Raw genomic sequence first — 21253 nt, 5'->3', positions numbered from 1 at the left:
GGCAGCACCTCGGTGTACCTGATGGTCCGAGGTGCTGCCATCGCGAGCAAGCCCGCTCCCACACTGATTACTGCGTCAGGCTGGACGTGCTTTGGCCGACAGCCAAACCTGCGCGAATCGCGGCGAGTGCCGCCTTGTAATACGCACGGCCTTCCGGCGACTCGGCAAACGTGGCGAATTCTTCCAACTCCGGGTCGGACAAATCCCGATAGACGTACAGCAAGGTGTTGTTCAGGTCATTGCCGATCTGCTGCATCAGGCGCTCACGTTGGCCATTCAACATGCCTTGAGCCTGACCGCCGCCCAACAGGCCGGGAATCATCTGGCTCAAGCTGTCGGCGGCCACGCCGGCGATTGCCAGGCTGACCTCGGCGCCCGCTTCACGCGCAGGCAGCGCTTGCGCCAAGTGACCGATGATCAAACTGCGGGTGGCGTCGGCTTCAATGTGCGGCAAACCCTGGGCGTTTTTTGCCAGTTGATCGCGGCGCGTGGCGAGCAATTCAGCGGCGACGATTTTGCGACCCAGCGGCGATTGAAAAAACGCCAAGGCGGGCTTCGGGTCCGCCAGGTTCTTGCGCAATTGCGCTTCGGCGCGCTGGTCCATGGCTTGCGCGGCAAAACGTTTATTGCTGTTGTCGACCAGCGCCTGGTACACCGCAGGCGGCAGGCTCTGGCGATAGCGCTGCTGGGCGGCACTCAGGGCGTCGGTGAAGTGCGCACGTTGTTCGGCCCAGCCGGCGACCTTGTATAACGGGTCATAACCGTCTGCCCAAGCGGGCAAAACGCAGCACATCAGCACGGAAAAAAACAAACGACGCATATGGACTCCTGTCAGTCGGCCACTATTGTCCGTGTCGGGCGTAGGATTTGTCGAGAAATCCTATCGGTCACCTGACTAAAGTGTATTCAGACGCTCGGCGGCTCTGTCGGATTCACAGGCGTATGGATACTATGCGCGCCATGCAAATACCCCTCGATCACCTCTTGCTGCAACGCATTGTCGACGACTTGGCCGAAAAAGGCTGGTCGCAGCAGAACGGTTTCCTGCCCCAGGCTCTGACCCTGGAACTGGCGGCTGAGTGCCGTAAACGTGCGGCCGAAGGTGAATTAGCGCCGGCAGCGGTCGGGCGCGGGCCAACTCAGGAGATTCGCGAGGGGATTCGCGGTGACCATATCCAGTGGCTGGAGGAGGGCGACGCCGCGGTCTGCGAAACCTACATGGGGTTGATGGACAGCCTGCGCCAGGCGATGAATCGCGGTTTGTTCCTGGGCCTGGAAGATTTCGAAAGCCACTTCGCGATGTACCCGCCGGGCGCGTTTTACCTCAAGCACGTGGACCGTTTTCGCGACGACGACCGGCGCATGGTCTCTGCGGTGGTTTACTTGAATGAGGCGTGGCTGCCCGACCACGGTGGCCAATTGCGTATGTACCTCAAGGATGGCGTCGAATACGATGTGCTGCCCGCTGGCGGTTGCCTGGTGGTGTTCTTGTCCGGGGAGGTGCCCCATGAAGTCCTGCCCGCTACGCGCGAACGCTTGTCGCTGACCGGCTGGTTTCGCCGACGCGGTAATGAGCCGTTTTAAGTATGCAAAAAATTCTGATCAGCCGCTGCCTGCTAGGGCACAAGGTACGCTACGACGGTGGGGCCAGTGGCCCGTTCGATCAGTTGGCGGCGTGGCAGGCCGAAGGCCGCGTGGTCGCGATTTGCCCGGAAGTGTCGGGCGGTTTGCCGACGCCCAGACCTTCCGCCGAAATCCCCGGCGGGCAGGGCGTCGATGTGTGGGAAGGTCGCGCGCAGGTGCTGACCGCTGATGGCGAAGATTTCAGCGCCGCCTTCCTTGAGGGTGCGCGCCAGGCGCTGGCGCTGGTGCAGCGCCACAACATCCGCATCGCCGTGCTCAAGGCCAACAGCCCATCGTGCGGCAACGTGCTGACCTATGACGGCACCTTCACCGGCGTAAAAGTGCGCGGCGAAGGCGTCACCGCGGCGCTGCTCAAGCGCCATGGCGTTCAGGTATTCAGCGAGCTGGAGTTGCCCGAGGCGGCAGCCGCTCTGACGCAGCTGTCGAAAGCGCTATAGGCCAAATGTGGCAGGCAGCCCCGCTCCATCTTTGATAGAGCCGCAAAGCCGATCTGAGCGGTTGCATCGCTTTTTTGGGAGCGGGCTTGCTCGCGATGCAGGCACCTCGGACCATCAGGTAAACCGAGTGGATGCCATCGCGAGCAAGCCCGCTCCCACAGCTGATCGCCGTTGGCTTGCGAGCTTTCAGGTCGCCTGCTTTTGATGTTGATCTGGAGGCGCCGCGTCAAACCACTTGTGCGTCAACGCCTTTAAGCGGCCATCGGCCTTGATGTGCTGCAAGGCCTTGTCCACACTGTTTTTGAACGCCGGGTTGCCTTTTTGGAATGGAATCGCCAGCGTCGGATTTTCGCGATAAGGCTGACTGAAATCGAACCGATCCTGCAGCGCGGCAGTCATAGCGATATGGTTGATGGCCACGTCGTATTTGCCGGTTTCAACGCCCGGCAGCATGTCGGCGTCGTCGGTGGTGATGAATGAGGGGCGCACGTCCATCTCTTTTGCCAACTGCTCACCGAGTTCCACTTCAAAACCGGTCAGCTTGTTGCCGTCCTTGAAGTTGAATGGCGGCGTGTTGGCTTGCAGGGCGATGCGCAGTTCACCTCGATCAAACACATCATCGATCAGTTCTGCGTGCGCCAAGGGGCTCAGAAGGGGAAGCAAAAGTAACAGGCCAGGCAAAAAGCGCATGGTCACTCCTAAAAAATTCGTACGTGCGAGGCACCGTTCAGCATCGCTTGGCTAGGGTGTTAGTGCCTTGGACCGCAATTTGTCGCGAAGTTGTTATGACCCAACGCAATTCCTGCAAAAACTGGAGAAGCGAATGAAAGCTCTATTGTCCCGTGCAACCCTTGCAAGCCTGCTGCTGGGCGCCTCGATGTTGGCTACTGCCGCTGACGGCATCCCGCGCAGCGCACCGCCCGAAGGCGCCAAGGTATTTATCGTGTCGCCCAAAGACGGCGCCACCGTTGATAAAACCTTCACCGTCAAATTCGGCATGGAAGGCCTGAAACTGGCCCCGGCCACCGAGCAGGCTGCGGGCACCGGCCACCACCATCTGCTGATCGACCAGAAAGAACTGCCTGACGCGAGCATGCCGATCCCGGCCACCGACACCGTGATCCATTACGGCAAGGCCCAGACCGAAACCGAACTGACCCTCACGCCCGGCAAGCACACCTTGCAACTGGTGGCCGGTGACAAACTGCACATGCAGTTCAACCCAACCGTCGCCTCCAAAGTCATCACCGTTAACGTCAAATAAAAAAACGGGAGCCCCTTGCGGGGTTCCCGTTTTTTTTAGCTGAAAGCTTCAAGCCTCAAGCTGCAAGTAAAAGCCTTCAGCGTTCCCCGCAGCGTTTAACTTGCCGCTTGTAGCTTGTAGCTTGTAGCTTGTAGCTTGTAGCTTGCCGCTTGCCGCTTGCCGCTTGCCGCTTGCCGCTTGCCGCTTGCCGCTTGAAGCTTGTAGCTGCTCTTAAAAAAGCACGCGGCTACGAATCGTGCCGTTGATGTGCTGCAGCTTCTCTTGCGCCAGGTCTGAGTACTCGGCGTCGACGTCGATCACCACGTAGCCAACCTTCTCGTTGGTCTGCAGGAACTGACCGGAGATGTTGATGCCGTTTTCCGCGAAGACCTTGTTGATCTCCATCATCACACCCGGAATGTTCTGGTGGATGTGCAGCAAACGGTGCTTGCCAGGGTGAGCCGGCAGGGCCACTTCCGGGAAGTTGACCGACGACACCGACGTACCGTTGTCGCTGTACTTGACCAGTTTTTCCGACACTTCCAGGCCGATGTTGGCTTGGGCTTCAGCGGTGGAACCGCCGATGTGCGGGGTCAGGATCACGTTGTCGAGGCCACGCAGCGGGCTTTCGAAGATGTCGTCGTTAGAGCGCGGCTCTACCGGGAACACGTCGATAGCGGCGCCGATCAGGTGTTTGTCCTTGATCGCGTCGGCCAGGGCGTCCAGCTCAACCACGGTGCCGCGTGCAGCGTTGATCAGGATGCCGCCCTTTTTGATCGCGCGGATTTCCTTCTCGCCGATCATCCACTGGGTTTCAGCGGTTTCAGGAACGTGCAGGGTCACGATGTCGGACATGCCCAGCAACTCGTTCAGGCTCGACACTTGGGTAGCATTGCCCAGTGGCAGCTTGGTCAGGGTGTCGTAGAAAAACACCTGCATACCCAGGCCTTCAGCCAGCACCGAAAGCTGCGTGCCGATCGAGCCGTAACCGACGATACCGAGCTTTTTGCCGCGGATTTCGAAGGAGTTGGCCGCGCTTTTGATCCAGCCGCCACGGTGGCAGGAAGCGTTCTTCTCAGGGATGCCGCGCAGCAGCAGGATAGCCTCGGCCAGCACCAGCTCCGCCACGGAACGCGTGTTGGAGTACGGTGCGTTGAACACCGCGATGCCGCGCTCGCGCGCTGCGTTGAGGTCAACCTGGTTGGTGCCGATGCAGAAACAGCCGACCGCCACGAGCTTCTTGGCGTGGTCGAAAACCTCTTCGGTCAACTGCGTGCGCGAGCGAATGCCGATGAAGTGCGCGTCGGCGATCTTTTCCTTTAACTGGGCTTCCGGCAGAGAGCTGGTGATGTACTCAATGCTGGTGTACCCGGAGGCCTTCAGGACTTCGACGGCCGATGGGTGGACGCCTTCCAGAAGAAGGAACTTGATCTTGCTCTTATCGAGAGAAGTCTTGCTCATCTGCGTAAACCTGTGTCCCGGGGAAAAATGGCAGGGAATCGGGTCCTTAAGCTGACCCGGACGGCAGGAAAGCCGTCACCGCAGAAACGCCCTTGGGCTCTGTCCTGCGGGGGCGGTATGCTAGCATACGCGCCCCGCTAAACACCTATTCCTGCGACGTGAAGCGTTCTCAGGATGACCATGAATTGTTCGAGAGTTCTGTCGATGACCCATCCTGCCCTGATTGATGAGCTAAAGACCCTGGTTGAGCCCGGTAAAGTACTGACCGATGCAGACTCCCTGGAGGCTTACGGCAAGGATTGGACCAAGCACTTCGCACCGGCGCCCACCGCCATCGTGTTCCCCAAGACCATCGAGCAGGTGCAAGCCATCGTCCGTTGGGCCAACGAACGCAACGTGGCGCTGGTGCCATCCGGCGGCCGCACCGGCCTGTCGGCGGCGGCAGTAGCGGCCAATGGCGAAGTGGTGGTGTCGTTTGACTACATGAACCAGATTCTTGAAGTGAACCTCACCGACCGCACTGCCCGCTGCCAGCCGGGCGTGGTGACCAAGCAGTTGCAGAACGTCGCCGAAGAAAAAGGCCTGTATTACCCGGTAGACTTCGCTTCGTCCGGTTCCAGCCAGATTGGCGGCAATATCGGCACCAATGCCGGCGGTATCAAGGTTATTCGCTACGGCATGACGCGCAATTGGGTGGCGGGCATGAAAGTGGTCACCGGCAAAGGTGATGTGCTGGAACTGAACCGCGACCTGATCAAGAACGCCACCGGCTACGACATGCGCCAGTTGTTCATCGGCGCCGAAGGCACGCTGGGTTTTGTGGTGGAAGCCACCATGCGCCTCGACCGTGCGCCGAAGAACCTCACCGCGATGGTGCTCGGCACGACCGACTTCGACTCGATCATGCCGGTGCTGCACGCGTTTCAGAGCAAGCTCGACCTGACCGCTTTTGAGTTCTTCTCCGACAAGGCGCTGGCCAAAGTCATGGGGCGTGGCGATGTGCCCGCGCCGTTCGAAACCGACTGCCCGTTCTACGCGCTGCTGGAATTTGAAGCCACCACCGAAGAAGTCGCCAACCACGCCCTGGAAACCTTTGAACACTGCGTGGAGCAAGGTTGGGTGCTGGACGGCGTGATGAGCCAAAGCGAGACCCAACTGCATAACCTGTGGAAACTGCGCGAGTATATTTCCGAGACCATTTCCCACTGGACGCCGTACAAAAACGACATTTCGGTGACTGTTTCCAAAGTCCCGGCGTTCTTGAAGGAAATTGACGCGATTGTCGGTGAACACTACCCGGACTTCGAAATCGTCTGGTTCGGCCACATCGGCGACGGCAACCTGCACTTGAACATCCTCAAGCCTGAAAACCTCAGCAAAGACGAGTTCTTCGCCAAGTGCGCCACCGTCAACAAGTGGGTGTTCGAGACTGTCGAGAAATACAACGGCTCGATCTCCGCCGAACACGGCGTGGGCATGACTAAACGCGATTACTTGAGCTACAGCCGTTCGCCGGTTGAAATTGAATACATGAAAGCAGTAAAAGCGGTGTTCGACCCTAACGGGATCATGAACCCCGGCAAAATCTTCGCTGTTTAACTACCCCTCTGAAGGAGTCGTTTCATGAGCTACCAGCACAAGTACGTCGACGGCACCAACATCCATTTCCCGCTGGGCAAAGTGGTGTGTATCGGCCGCAACTACGCCGAACATGCCAAGGAACTCGACAACCCGGTGCCGACCGAGCCGTTGCTGTTCATCAAGCCGGGCAGTTGCGTGGTGGCATTGGAGGGTGGTTTTGCTATCCCGACCGAGCGCGGTTCGGTGCACTACGAAGCGGAAATCGCGGTGTTGATCGGCAAGTCGTTGTCGACCAAGCCGAGCCGTGAAGAAGTGCTGGATGCCATCTCCGGCTTCGCCCCGGCGTTGGACTTGACCCTGCGCGACAAGCAGGCCGAGCTTAAAGCCAAGGGCTTGCCGTGGGAAATCGCCAAGTCCTTTGATGGCGCGGCGGTCATCGCACCGTTCGTGGTCAGCAGCAGCATCGCCGACGTCACCGATATTGGCATTCGCCTGACCATCAATGGTGAAGTGCGCCAGGACGGCAATAGCTCGCAGATGCTTAACCCGATCGTCCCGATGATCCAGCACATGGCCAGTTGCTTCTCGCTGCAAGCCGGTGACGTGATCCTCACCGGCACCCCGGCCGGTGTTGGGCCATTGAACGTGGGTGATGAACTGGTGCTTGAACTGGCAGGCGGCAGCCGCTTCGAAAGCGTGGTTCGCTAAACATCAGGCAAACCGGGCTGATCGTTCTCACGCTCTGCGTGGGGACGATCAAAAAGTCTGAGTTCGCATTTTTTTCACACCTCATCCGGATAATCCCAGCTTCCAGCACGCGGGCTCGTCGATCCTGTGCTATCACCTAAAGCTGACTTTCTGGAAAAGCGCTCAATGGCCGTGTCCCTGCCTTCGGTTACACCCAAGCCCCGCTCACGATTTGCCCTGCGCTGGTATTCCTGGCTGCTTTTGGCCGGGGTGATTGTGTATGGCATTGCCTGGGCCATGCACTGGGATGATCGCGGCGTGCTGTGGGTGGCCGAGCGTTTTGAAACGCCAGCCGAACGGCAAGCCAGCGTGTGGCTGCCGGACTACCACGCGGTGATCGATGGCAAGTTGCTGCCGGGCATGGAGAAGGACGAGGCTTCGGACCTGTCCTACAACCCACAGACCAAAACGCTGTTTTCGGTGATGGGCAAAAATCCTTTCCTGGTTGAGTTGAGCCTGCAAGGCGATGTGCTGCGCAAGATGCCACTCATCGGCTGGAACAACGCGGAAGGTCTGACGGTGATGGAGAACGGCCTGATGGCCATTGTCGATGAGCGCATGCACACGCTGACCGTGGTGAAGGTCGACGCCAGCACCCAACAACTGAATATCGCCGACTTCAAGAGCTACGACCTCGGCCCGTCCAAGGACCAGAACAAAGCCTTTGAAGGCGTGACCTGGGATAAGCGCAACCAACAGATCGTGCTCGGCGAAGAGCGCCCACCCGCGCTGTTTACCTGGAAAAGCGATGGCACCACGCTGACCGGCGACAAGCAAAAAGTCGCCAGCACAGAGTTGGACATGCGCAACCTTTCGGCCCTGGCCGTCGACCCGCGCACCGGGCACTTGCTGGTGCTGTCGGCTGACTCCCATCTGCTGCTGGAGCTGGATGCAAAAGGCGAGCAAGTCAGCTTCATGACCGTGCTCGGTGGCTTCAACGGCCTTAAAAACACCATCCCCCGCGCAGAAGGCGTGACCATGGATGAGGACGGCACGCTGTACATGGTCAGCGAGCCGAACCTGTTCTACCGTTTCGAGAAGCAGAAATAACCGGCGATTACGGCGTATACATCGCCAAGAGCGGCATTTGCCAGACATCAGGCAGCGTTTAAGTTTAAATTCAGACCGGCGTGATATTCATTCGCCACTTTTGATATTGAGCTTGCCTGATGCGTCGACTTGCCCGTCCCAAACCTGCGTTTTTCATCGTGTTATTGCTCGCCCTGGTGGCCTCCGGGGTGGTTGCGCAGCAATTGCGTTTATTCGAGCGCGGGTGGTTTAACTGGCAGGCATGGCACCAGCCTGCCGATCAGCGCTCTCTTGGCTTGGCGGATTATCGCGTCACCCTGGAAGCCAAGGTGATCGAAGGCCTCGACGACGACGTCTCGGCCCTCACCTACGACCCGGTGCGCAAAAGCCTGTTTACCGTCACCAATAAGAACGCCGAACTGATCGAGCTGTCGCTGGAGGGCACGATTTTGCGGCGCATTCCGTTGGTGGGCTTCGGCGATGCCGAGGCGGTGGAGTTCATCAGCGACAACATTTACGTGATCACCGATGAAAGCCAACAGCGGCTGATCAAAGTGCACCTGAACGACGACACGCAATTTCTCGACGCCGCCGACGCGGAGCAGATGACCTTGGGTGTACACATCGGTGGCAACAAGGGGTTCGAAGGCCTGGCCTACGACTCAGTGGGCAAGCGCCTGTTCGTGGCCAAGGAACGCGACCCGATGCTGATCTACGAAGTGCATGGTTTTCCGCATTTCAAACCGGAAAAAACCTACTCGGTGCACGTGATCAACAACCCCAAGCGCGATGCCGGGTTGTTTGTGCGCGACCTGTCGAGCCTGCAATACGACGAGCGCAGCGGCCACTTGCTGGCGCTGTCCGATGAGTCTTTTTTGGTGCTGGAACTGGACATCGACGGTCGCCCGCTGAGCAGCCTTTCGCTACTCAGCGGGCGCCATGGCCTGAAAAAACGTGTGCCGCAGGCCGAAGGCATCGCCATGGACGACGAAGGCAGCTTGTACCTGGTGAGCGAGCCAAACCTGTTTTACGTGTTCAAAAAGTGAAGCTGATCGTTCTCTCTGCGTGTGAACGATCAGGTCGATCAGGTGACTCAGGCCTTGAGGGTTTTCACGCCTTCGGGGGTGCCCAGCAACAGCACGTCAGCCGGGCGCGCGGCGAACAGGCCGTTGGTGACTACGCCGACGATCGCATTGATCTGCGTCTCAAGCTGCACCGGGTTGGTGATCTGCAGGTTGAACACATCAATGATGATGTTGCCGTTGTCGGTCAACACGCCTTCGCGGTACACCGGGTCGCCGCCCAGCTTCACCAGCTCGCGGGCGACATGGCTGCGGGCCATCGGAATAACTTCTACCGGCAGCGGGAACGCACCGAGTACCGGCACCAGCTTGCTCGCGTCGGCGATGCAGATGAAGGTTTTAGCCACTGCCGCGACAATCTTCTCGCGGGTCAGGGCTGCGCCGCCGCCTTTGATCAGGTTCAGGTGTGCGTCGCTTTCATCGGCGCCGTCGACGTAGAACTCCAGGTCGCTCACGGTGTTCAGCTCGTACACCGGAATGCCATGGCCCTTGAGGCGCGCGGCGGTGGCTTCGGAGCTGGCCACGGCGCCGTCGAACGCGCCTTTGTGCTGGGCCAGCGCATCGATAAAGCAGTTGGCAGTGGAGCCGGTGCCGACACCGACGACGCTCTTGTCGTCAAGCTTGGGAAGGATTAAATCGACGGCGGCCTGGGCCACTGCCTGTTTGAGTTGATCCTGGGTCATGCGGGCTCCGAAACGGGCGGGGAGTTATCGAGGGCGGCGAGTATACCCCAACAAAACCTCGGTATTCGTGTGGTCGCCCGGCCAAACGCTGGGTTAGACTCCTTGGCCCTGCCCACCCGCCCAGTGATGCTTTCCGATGCTTGAACAGTACGTCAAAAAGATCCTCACCTCGCGCGTTTACGACGTTGCCGTAGAAACCCCGCTGCAGACCGCCCGCCAGCTCTCCGAACGCCTCGGCAACAAGGTCTGGCTCAAGCGCGAAGATTTGCAGCCGGTGTTCTCGTTCAAGATTCGCGGCGCCTACAACAAGCTCACCCAACTGAGCGCGCAAGAGCGCGCGCGCGGCGTGGTCACGGCGTCTGCGGGCAATCATGCCCAAGGCCTGGCCCTGGCGGCCAAGGTGCTGGGGGTCAAGGCGACTATCGTGATGCCCAAGACCACCCCCGAGATCAAGGTCGAAGGCGTGCGTTCGCGTGGCGGCAAAGTGGTGCTGCACGGCGACTCCTTCCCCGAAGCCCTGGCCTACTCGCTGAAACTGGTCGACGAAAAAGGCTACGTCTACATTCACCCTTACGATGATCCGCACACCATTGCCGGGCAGGGCACCGTGGCGATGGAGATTCTGCGCCAGCACCCAGGGCCGCTGGACGCGATTTTCGTACCGGTGGGCGGCGGCGGGCTGATCGCGGGTATCGCGGCGTACGTGAAATACCTGCGCCCGGAGATCAAGGTCATCGGCGTCGAGCCCGACGACTCCAACTGCCTGCAAGCGGCCATGGCGGCGGGCGAGCGCGTGGTATTGCCGACGGTAGGGCTGTTTGCCGATGGCGTGGCGGTGGCGCAGATCGGCCATTACACCTTCGAAATCTGCAAAGACTATGTGGATGAAGTGATCACCGTCAGCACCGATGAAATCTGTGCGGCGATCAAGGACATCTACGACGACACCCGCTCGATCACCGAGCCTTCTGGCGCGCTGGGGGTGGCGGGCATCAAAAAATACGTGGAGACCCGCGGCGTCACCGGGCAAAGCCTGGTGGCGATCGACTCCGGCGCCAACGTCAACTTCGACCGCCTGCGCCACGTGGCCGAGCGCGCCGAGCTGGGTGAAGGCCGCGAAGCCATTATTGCCGTGACCATCCCTGAGCAGCCGGGCAGCTTCAAGGCGTTCTGCGAAGCCGTGGGCAAACGCCAGATCACCGAATTCAACTACCGTTACCACACCGGCCGCGAGGCGCACATCTTCGTCGGCGTGCAAACCCACCCGGAAAACGACCCGCGCAGCGCCTTGATCGCCAGCCTTACCGGCCAGGGTTTCCCGGTGCTGGACCTGACCGAAAACGAGCTAGCCAAGTTGCACATCCGCCATATGGTCGGCGGGCACGCGGCTAAAGTCAGCGATGAGCTGGTGTTTCGTTTCGAGTTCCCGGAGCGCCCGGGCGCGTTGTTCAACTTTCTTAACAAATTAGGCGGACGCTGGAACATCTCGATGTTCCACTATCGCAACCACGGCGCCGCCGACGGGCGTGTGGTCGCAGGTTTGCAAGTACCGGCAGACGAGCGCCATCTGGTGCCGGCCGCGTTGGCGCAAATCGGCTACCCGTATTGGGATGAGAGCGAAAACCCGGCCTACCAGTTGTTCCTCGGTTAAGCGACTACGCTGACTGAGCGGCCTATGCGGCCTGTAAGGAATCGATACCCATGGAAACGCTGACCACCCTCAAGGTTATCCACATCGCCGCCACTGCGTTGCTGCTGCTCAGTGGCTTCGGCCTGGCGCTGCTGGCGTGGCGCAAGCGCAGCGTCGGGCCGGCGATTACCGTGCAACGCCCGTGGGTGTTTGTGTGGTTGCTGATGGGCGTGTGCATGCTGAGCATGCCGTTTACTGGCTGGTGGCTGGCGCACTTGATCGGCTGGCCGCTGGGGCAAACCTGGATACTCGGCTCCAGCATCCTCTACAGCGTGGCGGCGTTGGCCTGGTTGTGGCTGGTGGCGCGGCTTAATCGCTTGCGCAAAGGCGAGGGCGGCAGCCTGAACTTCACCCTGGTGCTGGCGGTGGTCAGCCTGTTGGGGTTCGTGGCGATTGCCGGGTTGATGGGCGCCAAGCCGGTTTAACACGTGGCACCGTGTCGCCTGCATCGGGAGCAAGCCCCCTCCCACATTGGATTGCAGCCCACTGTGACAGCAAGCTTCTCCAGATTGGGATGCAGTCCAATGGTATGAGTCCGGCCAAGTCATCTACCCAGCCTCGTCCACAAATGGATGCGGATGCACGCGCAGAAAAGCATGGCGCTGCACCCTGCATTTATTCCGTTACCCATGCAGTTGGGCGGAGCAAGTTCGCAAGCTACATCGTCGAATATCTACGTCGAGATCCAGTATCCGCGCGGCACCGTCAAAGTGAACGGGCCAACCGTCGCGCTACTCGCATGAAAGTGATCGATACGATACGCGGCGATTGAAGCAGAGCTTCGGGCGTTGCAAACAGTGCCCGCGGCGACCGAGAAAAAGCAAAAGCCCACGCGCGCTGCAGTGCCGGCAGAGTTTTCACGCACGTTGATCCATCACGAACCGGACAATACTCACTGCCAATGCGGCTGCGCACTTAATCGTAGGCGAACTGGTCAATCAACCCCAGACGTGGAACGTGGGTGTTTGGCCGTAGCAGAGCGCCGGGAGCAATGACTGCGTTTGCTCCAATTTTGCAGCCGTCACCGACTAAGGCGCCGAATTTTTTTACTCCCGTCACGATCACATTGTCACCATGGCGGATTTTGATGTCTGCACCATCCAGTTCATTGCGGTAATTGGCAATTATTGCACCCGCTTCAATATTCACGCCCTCGCCGATCAACGAGTCGCCGACAAAGTTGAAGTGTGCCAGCTTGCTTCCATCGAGCATGAAGCTGCTTTTCATTTCGCAGCTTGGGCCAACGATGCAATTGCTGCCGAGGTAAACGCCTCCACGTAGGTAAGCTCCCGCCGCCACAAATGAGCCTTCGCCGATGATAATCGGGCCTTTCAGCACAGCCCCTTGCTCCACAACGGCGCTTTCGTGGATCGCACAGTCTCCATGGCGCCGATAACCCGCACCAAGACCTGCCAGCAAGGCCAAAATTTGGTTTTCGCAGTCTTGAGAAACAAGCCAAGCGGTTGGGGGCACCAAGCCTAGCAATGGCCACCGAGTAATAAACGTACTGATCTCAACTCGCTTCATGGAAATTCCTCCGGTACGGGTAATGTGCGGGTAGACCCACGCGGCCGACGCCAGGACAGAGTCCCCCGAAAATTCACGTGCACGCCATGCCAGGGCTTCGCTGAGTAGATGACTTCACCGGACGGTTACACAGCAAGCCTCTCCAAATTGGGATGCAGTCGAATACGACAGCAAGCCCCTCCAGATTGGAATGCAGTCCAATATGACAGCAAGCCTCTCCAGATTGGAGTGCAGTCGAATATGACAGCAAGCCTCTCCAGATAGGGATGCAGTCCAATATGACAGCAAGCCTCTCCAGATAGGGATGCAGTCCAATATGACAGCAAGCCTCTCCAGATAGGGATGCAGTCCAACGTGACAGTAAGCCTCTCCAGATTGGGATGCAGTCGAATATGACAGCAAGCCTCTCCAAATTGGGATGCAGTCCAATATGACAGCAAGCCTCTCCAGATTGGAATGCATTGCAAATGTGGGAGGGGGCTTGCTCCCGATGGGGCCATCAGCTTCGCAGCGTAATCACCGGCCAGCCACGCTTTTCGGCTTCGGCACGCAAACTTGGGTCCGGGTCCACGGCCACCGGGTGGGTCACTTGCTCCAATAGCGGCAAATCATTCATCGAGTCGCTATAGAAGTAGCTGTCTTGCAAACTGTACCCGGTCTCTTCCAGCCAACGATTCAAACGCGTCACCTTGCCTTCGCGAAAGCACGGCACATCGGTGCTGCGCCCGGTGTAGCGGCCGTTTTCCATCTCGCATTCGGTGGCGATCAGGGTTTCAACCCCCAGCCGCGCGGCAATCGGTGCGGTGACGAAACGGTTGGTGGCCGTGATGATCACCAGCTTGTCGCCCGCCGCGCGGTGCTTGGCCAGCAGTTCGACGGCCCGTGGCAGCATCAGCGGTTCAATACAGTCGCGCATGAAGTCGCGGTGCCATTCGTCCAGTTGGGCCATGTCGGTGCGCCCGAGAATCTCCAGGCTGAAGTTCAAATAGGCGGCGTTATCCAGCCTGCCGGCCAAGTAATCCTGGTAAAAGGCGTCGTTGCGAGCCTTATAGGCCACCGGGTCGAGAATCCCGCGTTCACACAGGTAATCGCCCCAGGCGTGGTCGCTGTCACCGCCCAGAAGGGTGTTGTCCAAGTCGAATAAAGCCAGGCGCATTGCAGTTACTCGCTGAAAAGTCTGTAAAAAGGCGTCCAGAATACGGTCTTTTCACAAGAGTGCACATAAGGTAAGAAGCCTCGTTGCCGCTTGATGAACCTTTGTGGAACAATGCGACAACATGCGTTTGCGAGGTTGTTGCCGTGATCGACCCCGATGGTTTCCGTCCTAATGTCGGGATTATTCTTACGAATGATGCCGGACAGGTGCTATGGGCTCGCCGAATCAACCAAGATGCCTGGCAGTTTCCTCAAGGCGGAATCAACCCCGACGAAACCCCTGAAGACGCCTTGTACCGTGAGTTGAACGAAGAAGTCGGCCTTGAGCGCGAAGATGTGCAAATTTTGGCCTGTACGCGCGGCTGGTTGCGCTATCGTTTGCCGCAACGTCTGGTGCGTACCCACAGCCAACCGCTGTGCATCGGCCAGAAGCAAAAATGGTTTCTCCTGCGCCTGATCTCGAACGAGCAGCGGGTGCGGATGGATTTGACCGGTAAACCGGAGTTCGATGGCTGGCGTTGGGTCAGCTATTGGTACCCGTTGGGCCAGGTGGTGACATTCAAGCGCGAAGTGTATCGTCGCGCGCTCAAAGAGCTTGCCCCGCGCCTTTTATCGCGCGACTGACGACGGAGTTCGACCCCGAGCCATGCTCAATACGCTGCGCAAGATCGTCCAGGAAGTTAACTCCGCCAAGGATCTCAAGGCGGCGTTGGGGATTATTGTATTGCGCGTCAAGGAAGCCATGGGCAGCCAGGTCTGCTCGGTTTACCTGCTGGACCCCGAGACCAACCGTTTTGTGCTGATGGCCACCGAAGGCCTGAACAAGCGCTCCATCGGCAAGGTCAGCATGGCGCCCAATGAAGGTCTGGTGGGCTTGGTGGGGACGCGTGAAGAACCCCTGAACCTTGAGCACGCGGCCGATCACCCGCGTTACCGCTATTTTGCCGAAACCGGCGAAGAGCGCTACGCCTCGTTCCTGGGCGCGCCGATCATTCACCACCGCCGCGTCGTCGGCGTGTTGGTCATCCAGCAAAAAGAGCGTCGCCAGTTCGATGAAGGTGAAGAAGCCTTCCTCGTGACCATGAGCGCGCAGCTCGCCGGGGTTATTGCCCACGCCGAAGCGACCGGCTCGATTCGCGGCCTTGGGCGTCAGGGCAAGGGCATTCAGGAAGCCAAGTTCGTCGGTGTGCCGGGCTCACCAGGTGCTGCGGTCGGTAAAGCAGTGGTGATGCTGCCACCGGCCGACCTGGACGTGGTGCCGGACAAAAGCGTCGACGACATCGACGCTGAAATCAAACTGTTCAAGACTGCCCTTGAAGGCGTGCGCGCCGACATGCGCAACCTGTCGACCAAGCTGGCGACGCAACTGCGCCCTGAAGAACGCGCGCTGTTCGACGTGTACCAGATGATGCTCGACGACGCGTCCCTGGGCAACGAAGTCAAAACCGTGATCAAAACCGGCCAGTGGGCCCAGGGCGCGTTGCGCCAAGTGGTGACTGATCACGTTAACCGTTTCGAAATGATGGACGACGCCTACCTGCGCGAGCGCGCCTCGGACGTGCGCGATCTCGGTCGCCGTCTGCTGGCCTACCTGCAGGAAGACCGCACCACCAACCTGGTGTACCCCGACAACACCATTCTGATCAGTGAAGAACTGACCGCCACGATGCTCGGCGAAGTGCCGGAAGGCAAACTGGTGGGCCTGGTCTCGGTACTTGGTTCGGGCAACTCCCACGTCGCGATCCTGGCGCGCGCCATGGGCATTCCGACGGTGATGGGTTTGGTCGACCTGCCGTATTCCAAGGTCGACGGCATCGACATGATCGTCGATGGCCATCGTGGCGAAGTGTTCACCAACCCCAGCGAGTTGCTGCGCAAGCAATACGCCGAGGTGGTCGAAGAAGAGAAACAACTGGCGCTGGGCCTCGACTCGTTGCGCGAACTGCCGTGCGTGACCCTCGATGGCCACCGCGTGCCGCTGCTGGTGAACACCGGCCTGCTCGCCGATGTAGCCCGCGCGCAGCAACGTGGCGCCGAAGGGGTTGGGCTGTACCGCACCGAAGTGCCGTTTATGATCAACCAGCGCTTCCCGAGTGAGAAGGAGCAGTTGGCGATTTATCGCGAGCAACTGTCGGCCTTCCACCCGTTGCCGGTGACCATGCGCAGCCTCGACATCGGCGGCGACAAGTCCCTGTCGTATTTCCCGATCAAGGAAGACAACCCCTTCCTTGGCTGGCGCGGCATTCGCGTGACGCTCGATCACCCTGAAATCTTCCTGGTGCAGACCCGCGCCATGCTCAAGGCCAGCGAAGGCCTGAACAACCTGCGCATCCTGCTGCCGATGATCTCCGGCACACATGAGCTGGAAGAAGCCTTGCACCTGATCCACCGGGCGTGGGGCGAAGTGCGCGACGAAGGCGCCGACGTACCGATGCCGCCGATTGGCGTGATGATCGAAATTCCGGCGGCGGTGTATCAGGCCAAAGAGTTGGCGCGGCAAGTGGACTTCCTGTCGGTCGGCTCCAACGACTTGACCCAGTACCTGTTAGCGGTGGACCGTAACAACCCGCGGGTTGCCGACCTCTACGACTACCTGCACCCAGCGGTGCTGCAAGCCCTGCAACACGTGGTGCGCGACGCGCATGCCGAAGGTAAACCGGTGAGCATCTGCGGTGAAATGGCCGGCGACCCGGCGGCGGCCGTGCTGTTGATGGCGATGGGTTTTGACAGCCTGTCGATGAACGCCACCAACTTGCCTAAAGTGAAGTGGATGCTGCGTCAGGTTGAGCTGAGCATGGCCAAGGATTTGCTTGCCCAATTGATGACCATCGACAACCCGCAAGTTATCCACAGCTCGCTGCAACTGGCGCTGAAGAACCTCGGGCTCACGCGGATGATCAACCCGGTCTCCGCAAAAAGCCTCTAGAGCCTATGTGGGAGGGGGCTTGCTCCCTCCCACATGGTTTTGTGGTGTGCCCACTACCGCTAGAGGTTGAGTGCTACCTCACCCAGCCGCCCGCCGTGCGGGCCAAAACTGCGTTCGAGCATTTGCCGCGTGCCATCGGCATTCACGATCAACGCCGTGCTCGCCCGCGTCCCATAACTGGGGCTGGCGATAAACACGCTGGATAACAGACTCTCGGTCGCCAACCCCACGCCGGTATCCGGCAGCTCTGCAAACGGCGCGGTCTGCGGGTCGCTCAGCAGTGCCAGCAAGGCCTGCGGCTGTGGGTTTTCCAGCAGTTCACTGAATGCTGCCTTGGCCTTTAGCAACGTTGGCCACGGCGTATCCAGCCCGGCATTGGACAACCCATAAACCCCGGGCTCCAGGCGCACAGGCTCGGGCTGATTGGCGTTGTAATGCCACAGCTCATCCGGCGTGCCCACCAGCAAGTTAAACCCGGCATATTCAATCGAACGGCCATTAACGTCGGCTAAATATTCGCCTATCGGTTGCGAACCACTGAGAAAACGCGCCACCAGCTCCCCGCGAGACTTGCGTGCCGGCGGCTGGTGCGGGTCACGAATATTCGTCAGCGCAGCAAAACGCCCCGCGGCGTTTACCCCCAACCAAGTACCGCCCGCTTCCTGGTCCCGACCCGCGTAAACCTCGGGCACACCCGGCCACTGGGCCAGCGGCAGGCTAGGGCGGGCGTAGAATTCATCACGGTTGGCAGCAACGATCAGCGGTTGGGCATGGCCCGGCCGCCAGGCGAAAACAATCAGGCACATCAGGCGATCCCTTTTGTGTTTTTGCTCACTCTACCCACACCGGCGCAGGCGTTCCATCGTATCCAGTTGGGCCGCATGCCTTCCATCCGTTAACATGCCGGTCTTGGTTTAGGGGCCTCCATGGAATTTCTCCTGTATTTGCTGCTCGGTGCGTGTGCAGGCGTACTCGCCGGGCTGTTTGGGGTGGGCGGCGGGATTATCATCGTGCCGGTGCTGGTGTTCAGTTTTACCGTGCAGGGCTTCGACCCGCAGGTGTTGACCCATCTGGCCGTTGGCACGTCGCTGGCGTCGATTATTTTTACCTCGGTGAATGCCGTGCGTGAGCATCACCGGCGTGGCGCGGTGCGTTGGCCGATCTTTGTGTGGATGACCGTGGGCATCCTGATTGGCGCAGGTTTTGGCGCGCTGACCGCCGAGGCGATTTCCGGCCCGAATTTGCAGAAGATTATCGGTGTGTTCGCCCTGGTGGTCGCCGTGCAACTGGCGCTTGAGGCCAAGCCCAAGGCCAGCCGAACGGTGCCGGGCAAGCTCGGCCTGACACTGGCAGGCACGCTGATCGGCTGGGCCTCGGCGATTTTCGGGATAGGCGGCGGCTCGCTGACCGTGCCGTTTTTAACCTGGCGCAGTGTGCCGATGCAGCAGGCGGTGGCGACTTCATCGGCGTGCGGTCTGCCGATTGCCTTGGCGAGTGCATTAAGTTTCATGATTCTGGGCTGGCATGAGCCGCTGTTGCCCGCTCATAGTCTAGGGTTCGTGTATTTGCCGGCGCTGTTGGGCATTGCCCTGACCAGCATGCTGTTTGCGCGTTTTGGCGCGCGCCTGGCGCACCGCTTGTCGCCGCGTTTATTGAAGCGGTTGTTCGCCGCTTTACTGTTTTGCGTCGGTTTGAATTTTTTGCTGTAACAAAGGCTTAATCGCGCACCGGCATGGTCCGGCGCGCCATGACTAATGATTTAACGAGGAGTCGCAATGCTGCCTTACCCGCAGATCGATCCGGTGGCCTTGGCCATCGGTCCGCTGAAAATCCACTGGTACGGGTTGATGTACCTGATCGGCATCGGCGGTGCCTGGTTCCTGGCGTCGCGGCGCCTGAACCGTTTCGACCCGACCTGGACCAAAGAAAAGCTCTCCGACCTGATTTTTTGGCTGTCGATGGGCGTGATCGTCGGCGGGCGCCTGGGGTATGTGCTGTTTTACGACCTGAGCGCCTACATCGCCAACCCGACGCTGATTTTCGAGGTGTGGAAGGGCGGCATGGCGTTCCACGGTGGTTTTATTGGCGTGATGATCGCCGCGTGGTGGTTCGGCCGTCGCAACGGCAAGTCATTCTTCCAGTTGATGGACTTCGTTGCGCCGATGGTGCCGATCGGCCTGGGCGCCGGGCGCATCGGTAACTTCATCAACGCCGAGTTGTGGGGCAAACCGACCGACGTGCCGTGGGCCATGGTGTTCCCGCCGTTCAGCGACCCGGCGCAATTGCCGCGCCACCCGTCGCAGCTCTACCAGTTCGCGTTGGAAGGTGTGGCACTGTTCCTCATCTTGTACATCTTCTCGCGCAAGCCACGCCCAACCATGGCCGTGTCGGGCATGTTCGCGTTGTTTTACGGGATCTTCCGCTTTATCGTCGAGTTCGTGCGCGTACCGGATGCGCAGTTGGGCTACCTGGCGTGGGGCTGGTTGACCATGGGGCAGATCCTCAGCTTGCCGATGATTTTGGCCGGTCTTGGCCTGCTGTGGTGGGCGTACAACCGCCCGCAGCCGATCAAGAACGCCGCGCTTTAAATTTGAATGCCGGGGTGTTTACGTGAAGCGCCCCGGCTTCACCGATACGGGTAATCACATGAAGCAATATCTCGAACTGTTGAACGACGTCGTGACCAATGGCTTGACCAAGGGCGACCGCACGGGCACCGGCACCAAAGCCGTCTTTGCCCGTCAGTATCGGCATAACCTGGCCGACGGCTTCCCGCTGCTGACCACCAAGAAGCTTCACTTCAAAAGCATCGCCAACGAACTGATCTGGATGTTGAGCGGCAACACCAACATCAAGTGGCTGAACGAAAACGGTGTGAAAATCTGGGACGAGTGGGCCACCGAAGACGGCGACCTCGGCCCGGTGTATGGCGAGCAGTGGACCGCCTGGCCGACCAAAGACGGCGGCAAGATCAACCAGATCGACTACATGGTCGACACGTTGAAGAACAACCCCAACAGCCGCCGCATCCTGTTTCACGGCTGGAACGTCGAGTACCTGCCGGACGAAACCAAAAGCCCGCAGGAAAACGCGCGCAACGGCAAGCAAGCGCTGCCGCCGTGTCACCTGCTGTATCAGGCATTTGTGCATGACGGTCATCTGTCGATGCAGTTGTACATCCGCAGCTCCGACGTGTTCCTCGGCCTGCCTTACAACACCGCCGCCCTGGCCCTGCTGACGCATATGCTGGCCCAGCAATGTGACCTGATCCCTCACGAGATCATCGTCACCACCGGCGACACGCACGCTTACAGCAACCACATGGAGCAGATCCAGACTCAACTGGCGCGCACACCGAAAAAGCTGCCGGAACTGGTGATCAAGCGTAAACCTGCGTCGATCTACGATTATAAATTCGAAGATTTTGAAATCGTTGGCTACAACGCCGACCCAAGCATCAAGGCTGACGTGGCTATTTAAAAAGGACGGGAGGGGCAAGCCCCCTCCCGCCTTTTTTATGATCAGTGGCCGTGGCTTCTGCCCACGTGTGAAGGCTCAGCCTCGCTGGCCGCGACACTGCCGCTGACTTCCAGCCGCTGCAAAATCCCGCACTGATCCAGATCCGGCCCACCACCGCAGCGTTGGCGCAGGTCGAGCAATTGCTCCTGCAACGCCAACAGCCCATCAATCCGCGATTTCACGTGGTGGATATGTTCGTCGATCAACGCATTCACGCTCTCGCACTGGTCCTGAGGGCTGTCGCGTAGCCCAAGCAGGCTGCGGATTTCCCCAAGCGTCATGTCGAGGCTGCGGCAATTGCGGATGAAGATCAGCCGCTCAGTGTGCGCCTGGGTGTACACGCGGTAGTTGGCATCGGTGCGTGCCGGGGGTGGCAGCAGGCCTTCCTTCTCGTAATAACGGATGGTTTCCACCTGACAGTCGGTCAGTTTGGCCAATTCGCCGATCTTCATCGCAGCAATCTCCAAATGGGTGCTTGACCCTATAGTGGCTACAGGGTCTTTACTTGGCAACAGGCACCTTACGGACG

Annotated in this window: 22 protein-coding genes and 1 pseudogene; 15 read left to right on the top strand and 8 right to left on the bottom strand. The window is 59.5% G+C overall.

Annotated features, from left to right (window positions below; translation table 11 throughout):
- Nucleotides 1-67: 67 nt before the first annotated feature.
- Nucleotides 68-820 (bottom strand): DUF2059 domain-containing protein, encoded by a 753-nt coding sequence (locus ACOZK9_RS26225; RefSeq protein ID WP_122249398.1) that lies wholly within the window; start codon nt 818-820, stop codon nt 68-70.
- 131 nt (nt 821-951) lie between these two features.
- Here ACOZK9_RS26225 and ACOZK9_RS26220 point away from each other — a divergent pair, with 131 nt between their 5' ends.
- Together ACOZK9_RS26220 and ACOZK9_RS26215 are read left to right on the top strand one after the other, a co-directional pair.
- Nucleotides 952-1584 carry a 2OG-Fe(II) oxygenase gene (locus ACOZK9_RS26220; protein ID WP_152747133.1) on the top strand — a complete coding sequence of 211 codons (633 nt, stop codon included), beginning with the start codon at nt 952-954 and terminating at the stop codon, nt 1582-1584.
- 2 nt (nt 1585-1586) lie between these two features.
- A complete protein-coding gene (locus ACOZK9_RS26215) occupies nt 1587-2081 on the top strand; it encodes a 2-thiouracil desulfurase family protein (RefSeq protein WP_421556900.1) in 495 nt (164 codons plus the stop codon).
- A gap of 186 nt (nt 2082-2267) precedes the next feature.
- Here the strand turns inward: ACOZK9_RS26215 and ACOZK9_RS26210 are convergent, their stop codons facing one another.
- Entirely contained in the window at nt 2268-2771 is a 504-nt protein-coding gene (locus ACOZK9_RS26210; protein WP_152751592.1) for a transporter substrate-binding domain-containing protein, read from the bottom strand.
- A gap of 133 nt (nt 2772-2904) precedes the next feature.
- On the opposite strand from ACOZK9_RS26210, the gene ACOZK9_RS26205 reads away from it, so the two are divergent.
- On the top strand, nt 2905-3345 hold the full coding sequence (locus ACOZK9_RS26205; RefSeq protein WP_058413709.1) for a DUF4399 domain-containing protein: 441 nt from the start codon (nt 2905-2907) through the stop codon (nt 3343-3345).
- A gap of 210 nt (nt 3346-3555) precedes the next feature.
- Here ACOZK9_RS26205 and serA read toward each other — a convergent pair whose 3' ends face one another.
- Entirely contained in the window at nt 3556-4785 is a 1230-nt protein-coding gene (gene serA / locus ACOZK9_RS26200) for a phosphoglycerate dehydrogenase (protein WP_058413708.1), read from the bottom strand.
- A 204-nt stretch (nt 4786-4989) separates the two neighbouring features.
- Here serA and ACOZK9_RS26195 point away from each other — a divergent pair, with 204 nt between their 5' ends.
- From ACOZK9_RS26195 to ACOZK9_RS26180, 4 genes are all read left to right on the top strand, one after another.
- The gene (locus ACOZK9_RS26195; protein WP_421556899.1) at nt 4990-6384 is read left to right on the top strand and encodes an FAD-binding oxidoreductase; all 1395 of its coding nucleotides are present in this window, start codon (nt 4990-4992) and stop codon (nt 6382-6384) included.
- A 24-nt stretch (nt 6385-6408) separates the two neighbouring features.
- A complete protein-coding gene (locus ACOZK9_RS26190) occupies nt 6409-7074 on the top strand; it encodes a fumarylacetoacetate hydrolase family protein (protein ID WP_421556898.1) in 666 nt (221 codons plus the stop codon).
- A gap of 165 nt (nt 7075-7239) precedes the next feature.
- Nucleotides 7240-8163: an SdiA-regulated domain-containing protein gene (locus tag ACOZK9_RS26185; protein ID WP_058413705.1), complete on the top strand. Its 924-nt coding sequence runs from the start codon at nt 7240-7242 to the stop codon at nt 8161-8163.
- Nucleotides 8164-8282: 119 nt separating this feature from the next.
- On the top strand, nt 8283-9188 hold the full coding sequence (locus ACOZK9_RS26180) for an SdiA-regulated domain-containing protein (protein WP_421556897.1): 906 nt from the start codon (nt 8283-8285) through the stop codon (nt 9186-9188).
- 47 nt (nt 9189-9235) lie between these two features.
- Here ACOZK9_RS26180 and rpiA read toward each other — a convergent pair whose 3' ends face one another.
- The gene (rpiA, locus tag ACOZK9_RS26175; protein WP_058413703.1) at nt 9236-9907 is read right to left on the bottom strand and encodes a ribose-5-phosphate isomerase RpiA; all 672 of its coding nucleotides are present in this window, start codon (nt 9905-9907) and stop codon (nt 9236-9238) included.
- A 136-nt stretch (nt 9908-10043) separates the two neighbouring features.
- Here rpiA and ilvA point away from each other — a divergent pair, with 136 nt between their 5' ends.
- From ilvA to ACOZK9_RS26160, 3 genes and pseudogenes are all read left to right on the top strand, one after another.
- On the top strand, nt 10044-11558 hold the full coding sequence (gene ilvA, locus ACOZK9_RS26170) for a threonine ammonia-lyase, biosynthetic (RefSeq protein WP_099234872.1): 1515 nt from the start codon (nt 10044-10046) through the stop codon (nt 11556-11558).
- Nucleotides 11559-11608: 50 nt separating this feature from the next.
- Nucleotides 11609-12022 (top strand): DUF2269 family protein, encoded by a 414-nt coding sequence (locus ACOZK9_RS26165; protein WP_122250011.1) that lies wholly within the window; start codon nt 11609-11611, stop codon nt 12020-12022.
- Nucleotides 12023-12361: 339 nt separating this feature from the next.
- A pseudogene (locus ACOZK9_RS26160) lies at nt 12362-12520 on the top strand (IS66 family transposase); the annotation flags it as partial.
- Here ACOZK9_RS26160 and ACOZK9_RS26155 read toward each other — a convergent pair.
- On the bottom strand, nt 12513-13124 hold the full coding sequence (locus ACOZK9_RS26155; protein ID WP_421556896.1) for an LbetaH domain-containing protein: 612 nt from the start codon (nt 13122-13124) through the stop codon (nt 12513-12515). The pseudogene ACOZK9_RS26160 and the gene ACOZK9_RS26155 sit on opposite strands and share 8 nt — an antisense overlap.
- A gap of 499 nt (nt 13125-13623) precedes the next feature.
- Nucleotides 13624-14280, bottom strand: coding sequence for a histidinol-phosphatase (locus tag ACOZK9_RS26150; protein ID WP_122250013.1), 657 nt, complete (start codon nt 14278-14280; stop codon nt 13624-13626).
- Between the two features lie 143 nt (nt 14281-14423).
- Between ACOZK9_RS26150 and ACOZK9_RS26145 the strand changes: the two genes are divergently transcribed.
- Both ACOZK9_RS26145 and ptsP read left to right on the top strand, forming a co-directional pair.
- Nucleotides 14424-14903, top strand: coding sequence for an RNA pyrophosphohydrolase (locus ACOZK9_RS26145; RefSeq protein WP_053128161.1), 480 nt, complete (start codon nt 14424-14426; stop codon nt 14901-14903).
- Between the two features lie 22 nt (nt 14904-14925).
- Entirely contained in the window at nt 14926-17205 is a 2280-nt protein-coding gene (ptsP, locus tag ACOZK9_RS26140; RefSeq protein ID WP_058413698.1) for a phosphoenolpyruvate--protein phosphotransferase, read from the top strand.
- A 59-nt stretch (nt 17206-17264) separates the two neighbouring features.
- Here ptsP and ACOZK9_RS26135 read toward each other — a convergent pair whose 3' ends face one another.
- Nucleotides 17265-18011, bottom strand: a complete 747-nt coding sequence (locus ACOZK9_RS26135; RefSeq protein WP_421556895.1) for an NRDE family protein — start codon at nt 18009-18011, stop codon at nt 17265-17267.
- 120 nt (nt 18012-18131) lie between these two features.
- Between ACOZK9_RS26135 and ACOZK9_RS26130 the strand changes: the two genes are divergently transcribed.
- The 3 genes from ACOZK9_RS26130 to ACOZK9_RS26120 all read left to right on the top strand — a co-directional run bounded on the left by ACOZK9_RS26130 (nt 18132) and on the right by ACOZK9_RS26120 (nt 20685).
- Complete coding sequence (locus ACOZK9_RS26130; protein ID WP_122250015.1) at nt 18132-18914, top strand: sulfite exporter TauE/SafE family protein; 783 nt, start codon at nt 18132-18134, stop codon at nt 18912-18914.
- A 66-nt stretch (nt 18915-18980) separates the two neighbouring features.
- Nucleotides 18981-19793, top strand: coding sequence for a prolipoprotein diacylglyceryl transferase (gene lgt / locus ACOZK9_RS26125; RefSeq protein ID WP_058413695.1), 813 nt, complete (start codon nt 18981-18983; stop codon nt 19791-19793).
- 58 nt (nt 19794-19851) lie between these two features.
- Nucleotides 19852-20685 (top strand): thymidylate synthase, encoded by an 834-nt coding sequence (locus ACOZK9_RS26120; RefSeq protein WP_058413694.1) that lies wholly within the window; start codon nt 19852-19854, stop codon nt 20683-20685.
- Between the two features lie 41 nt (nt 20686-20726).
- Here the strand turns inward: ACOZK9_RS26120 and cadR are convergent, their stop codons facing one another.
- Entirely contained in the window at nt 20727-21176 is a 450-nt protein-coding gene (gene cadR / locus ACOZK9_RS26115) for a Cd(II)/Pb(II)-responsive transcriptional regulator (protein WP_058413693.1), read from the bottom strand.
- Between the last annotated feature and the right edge of the window lie 77 nt (nt 21177-21253).

Origin of the sequence: Pseudomonas kitaguniensis, from assembly GCF_049199985.1 — a bacterium.
Taxonomy (GTDB): Bacteria; Pseudomonadota; Gammaproteobacteria; order Pseudomonadales; family Pseudomonadaceae; genus Aquipseudomonas; species Aquipseudomonas kitaguniensis.
This window is presented reverse-complemented; position numbering and strand designations above follow the sequence as displayed.

What these genes read in the sequence shown, in the direction of transcription:
- ACOZK9_RS26225 (WP_122249398.1), bottom strand. Translation starts at nt 820, where the DNA reads ATGCGTCGTTTGTTTTTTTCCGTGCTGATGTGCTGCGTTTTGCCCGCT.
- ACOZK9_RS26220 (WP_152747133.1), top strand. Translation starts at nt 952, where the DNA reads ATGCGCGCCATGCAAATACCCCTCGATCACCTCTTGCTGCAACGCATT.
- ACOZK9_RS26215 (WP_421556900.1), top strand. Translation starts at nt 1,587, where the DNA reads ATGCAAAAAATTCTGATCAGCCGCTGCCTGCTAGGGCACAAGGTACGC.
- ACOZK9_RS26210 (WP_152751592.1), bottom strand. Translation starts at nt 2,771, where the DNA reads ATGCGCTTTTTGCCTGGCCTGTTACTTTTGCTTCCCCTTCTGAGCCCC.
- ACOZK9_RS26205 (WP_058413709.1), top strand. Translation starts at nt 2,905, where the DNA reads ATGAAAGCTCTATTGTCCCGTGCAACCCTTGCAAGCCTGCTGCTGGGC.
- serA (WP_058413708.1), bottom strand. Translation starts at nt 4,785, where the DNA reads ATGAGCAAGACTTCTCTCGATAAGAGCAAGATCAAGTTCCTTCTTCTG.
- ACOZK9_RS26195 (WP_421556899.1), top strand. Translation starts at nt 4,990, where the DNA reads ATGACCCATCCTGCCCTGATTGATGAGCTAAAGACCCTGGTTGAGCCC.
- ACOZK9_RS26190 (WP_421556898.1), top strand. Translation starts at nt 6,409, where the DNA reads ATGAGCTACCAGCACAAGTACGTCGACGGCACCAACATCCATTTCCCG.
- ACOZK9_RS26185 (WP_058413705.1), top strand. Translation starts at nt 7,240, where the DNA reads ATGGCCGTGTCCCTGCCTTCGGTTACACCCAAGCCCCGCTCACGATTT.
- ACOZK9_RS26180 (WP_421556897.1), top strand. Translation starts at nt 8,283, where the DNA reads ATGCGTCGACTTGCCCGTCCCAAACCTGCGTTTTTCATCGTGTTATTG.
- rpiA (WP_058413703.1), bottom strand. Translation starts at nt 9,907, where the DNA reads ATGACCCAGGATCAACTCAAACAGGCAGTGGCCCAGGCCGCCGTCGAT.
- ilvA (WP_099234872.1), top strand. Translation starts at nt 10,044, where the DNA reads ATGCTTGAACAGTACGTCAAAAAGATCCTCACCTCGCGCGTTTACGAC.
- ACOZK9_RS26165 (WP_122250011.1), top strand. Translation starts at nt 11,609, where the DNA reads ATGGAAACGCTGACCACCCTCAAGGTTATCCACATCGCCGCCACTGCG.
- ACOZK9_RS26155 (WP_421556896.1), bottom strand. Translation starts at nt 13,124, where the DNA reads ATGAAGCGAGTTGAGATCAGTACGTTTATTACTCGGTGGCCATTGCTA.
- ACOZK9_RS26150 (WP_122250013.1), bottom strand. Translation starts at nt 14,280, where the DNA reads ATGCGCCTGGCTTTATTCGACTTGGACAACACCCTTCTGGGCGGTGAC.
- ptsP (WP_058413698.1), top strand. Translation starts at nt 14,926, where the DNA reads ATGCTCAATACGCTGCGCAAGATCGTCCAGGAAGTTAACTCCGCCAAG.
- ACOZK9_RS26135 (WP_421556895.1), bottom strand. Translation starts at nt 18,011, where the DNA reads ATGTGCCTGATTGTTTTCGCCTGGCGGCCGGGCCATGCCCAACCGCTG.
- ACOZK9_RS26130 (WP_122250015.1), top strand. Translation starts at nt 18,132, where the DNA reads ATGGAATTTCTCCTGTATTTGCTGCTCGGTGCGTGTGCAGGCGTACTC.
- lgt (WP_058413695.1), top strand. Translation starts at nt 18,981, where the DNA reads ATGCTGCCTTACCCGCAGATCGATCCGGTGGCCTTGGCCATCGGTCCG.
- ACOZK9_RS26120 (WP_058413694.1), top strand. Translation starts at nt 19,852, where the DNA reads ATGAAGCAATATCTCGAACTGTTGAACGACGTCGTGACCAATGGCTTG.
- cadR (WP_058413693.1), bottom strand. Translation starts at nt 21,176, where the DNA reads ATGAAGATCGGCGAATTGGCCAAACTGACCGACTGTCAGGTGGAAACC.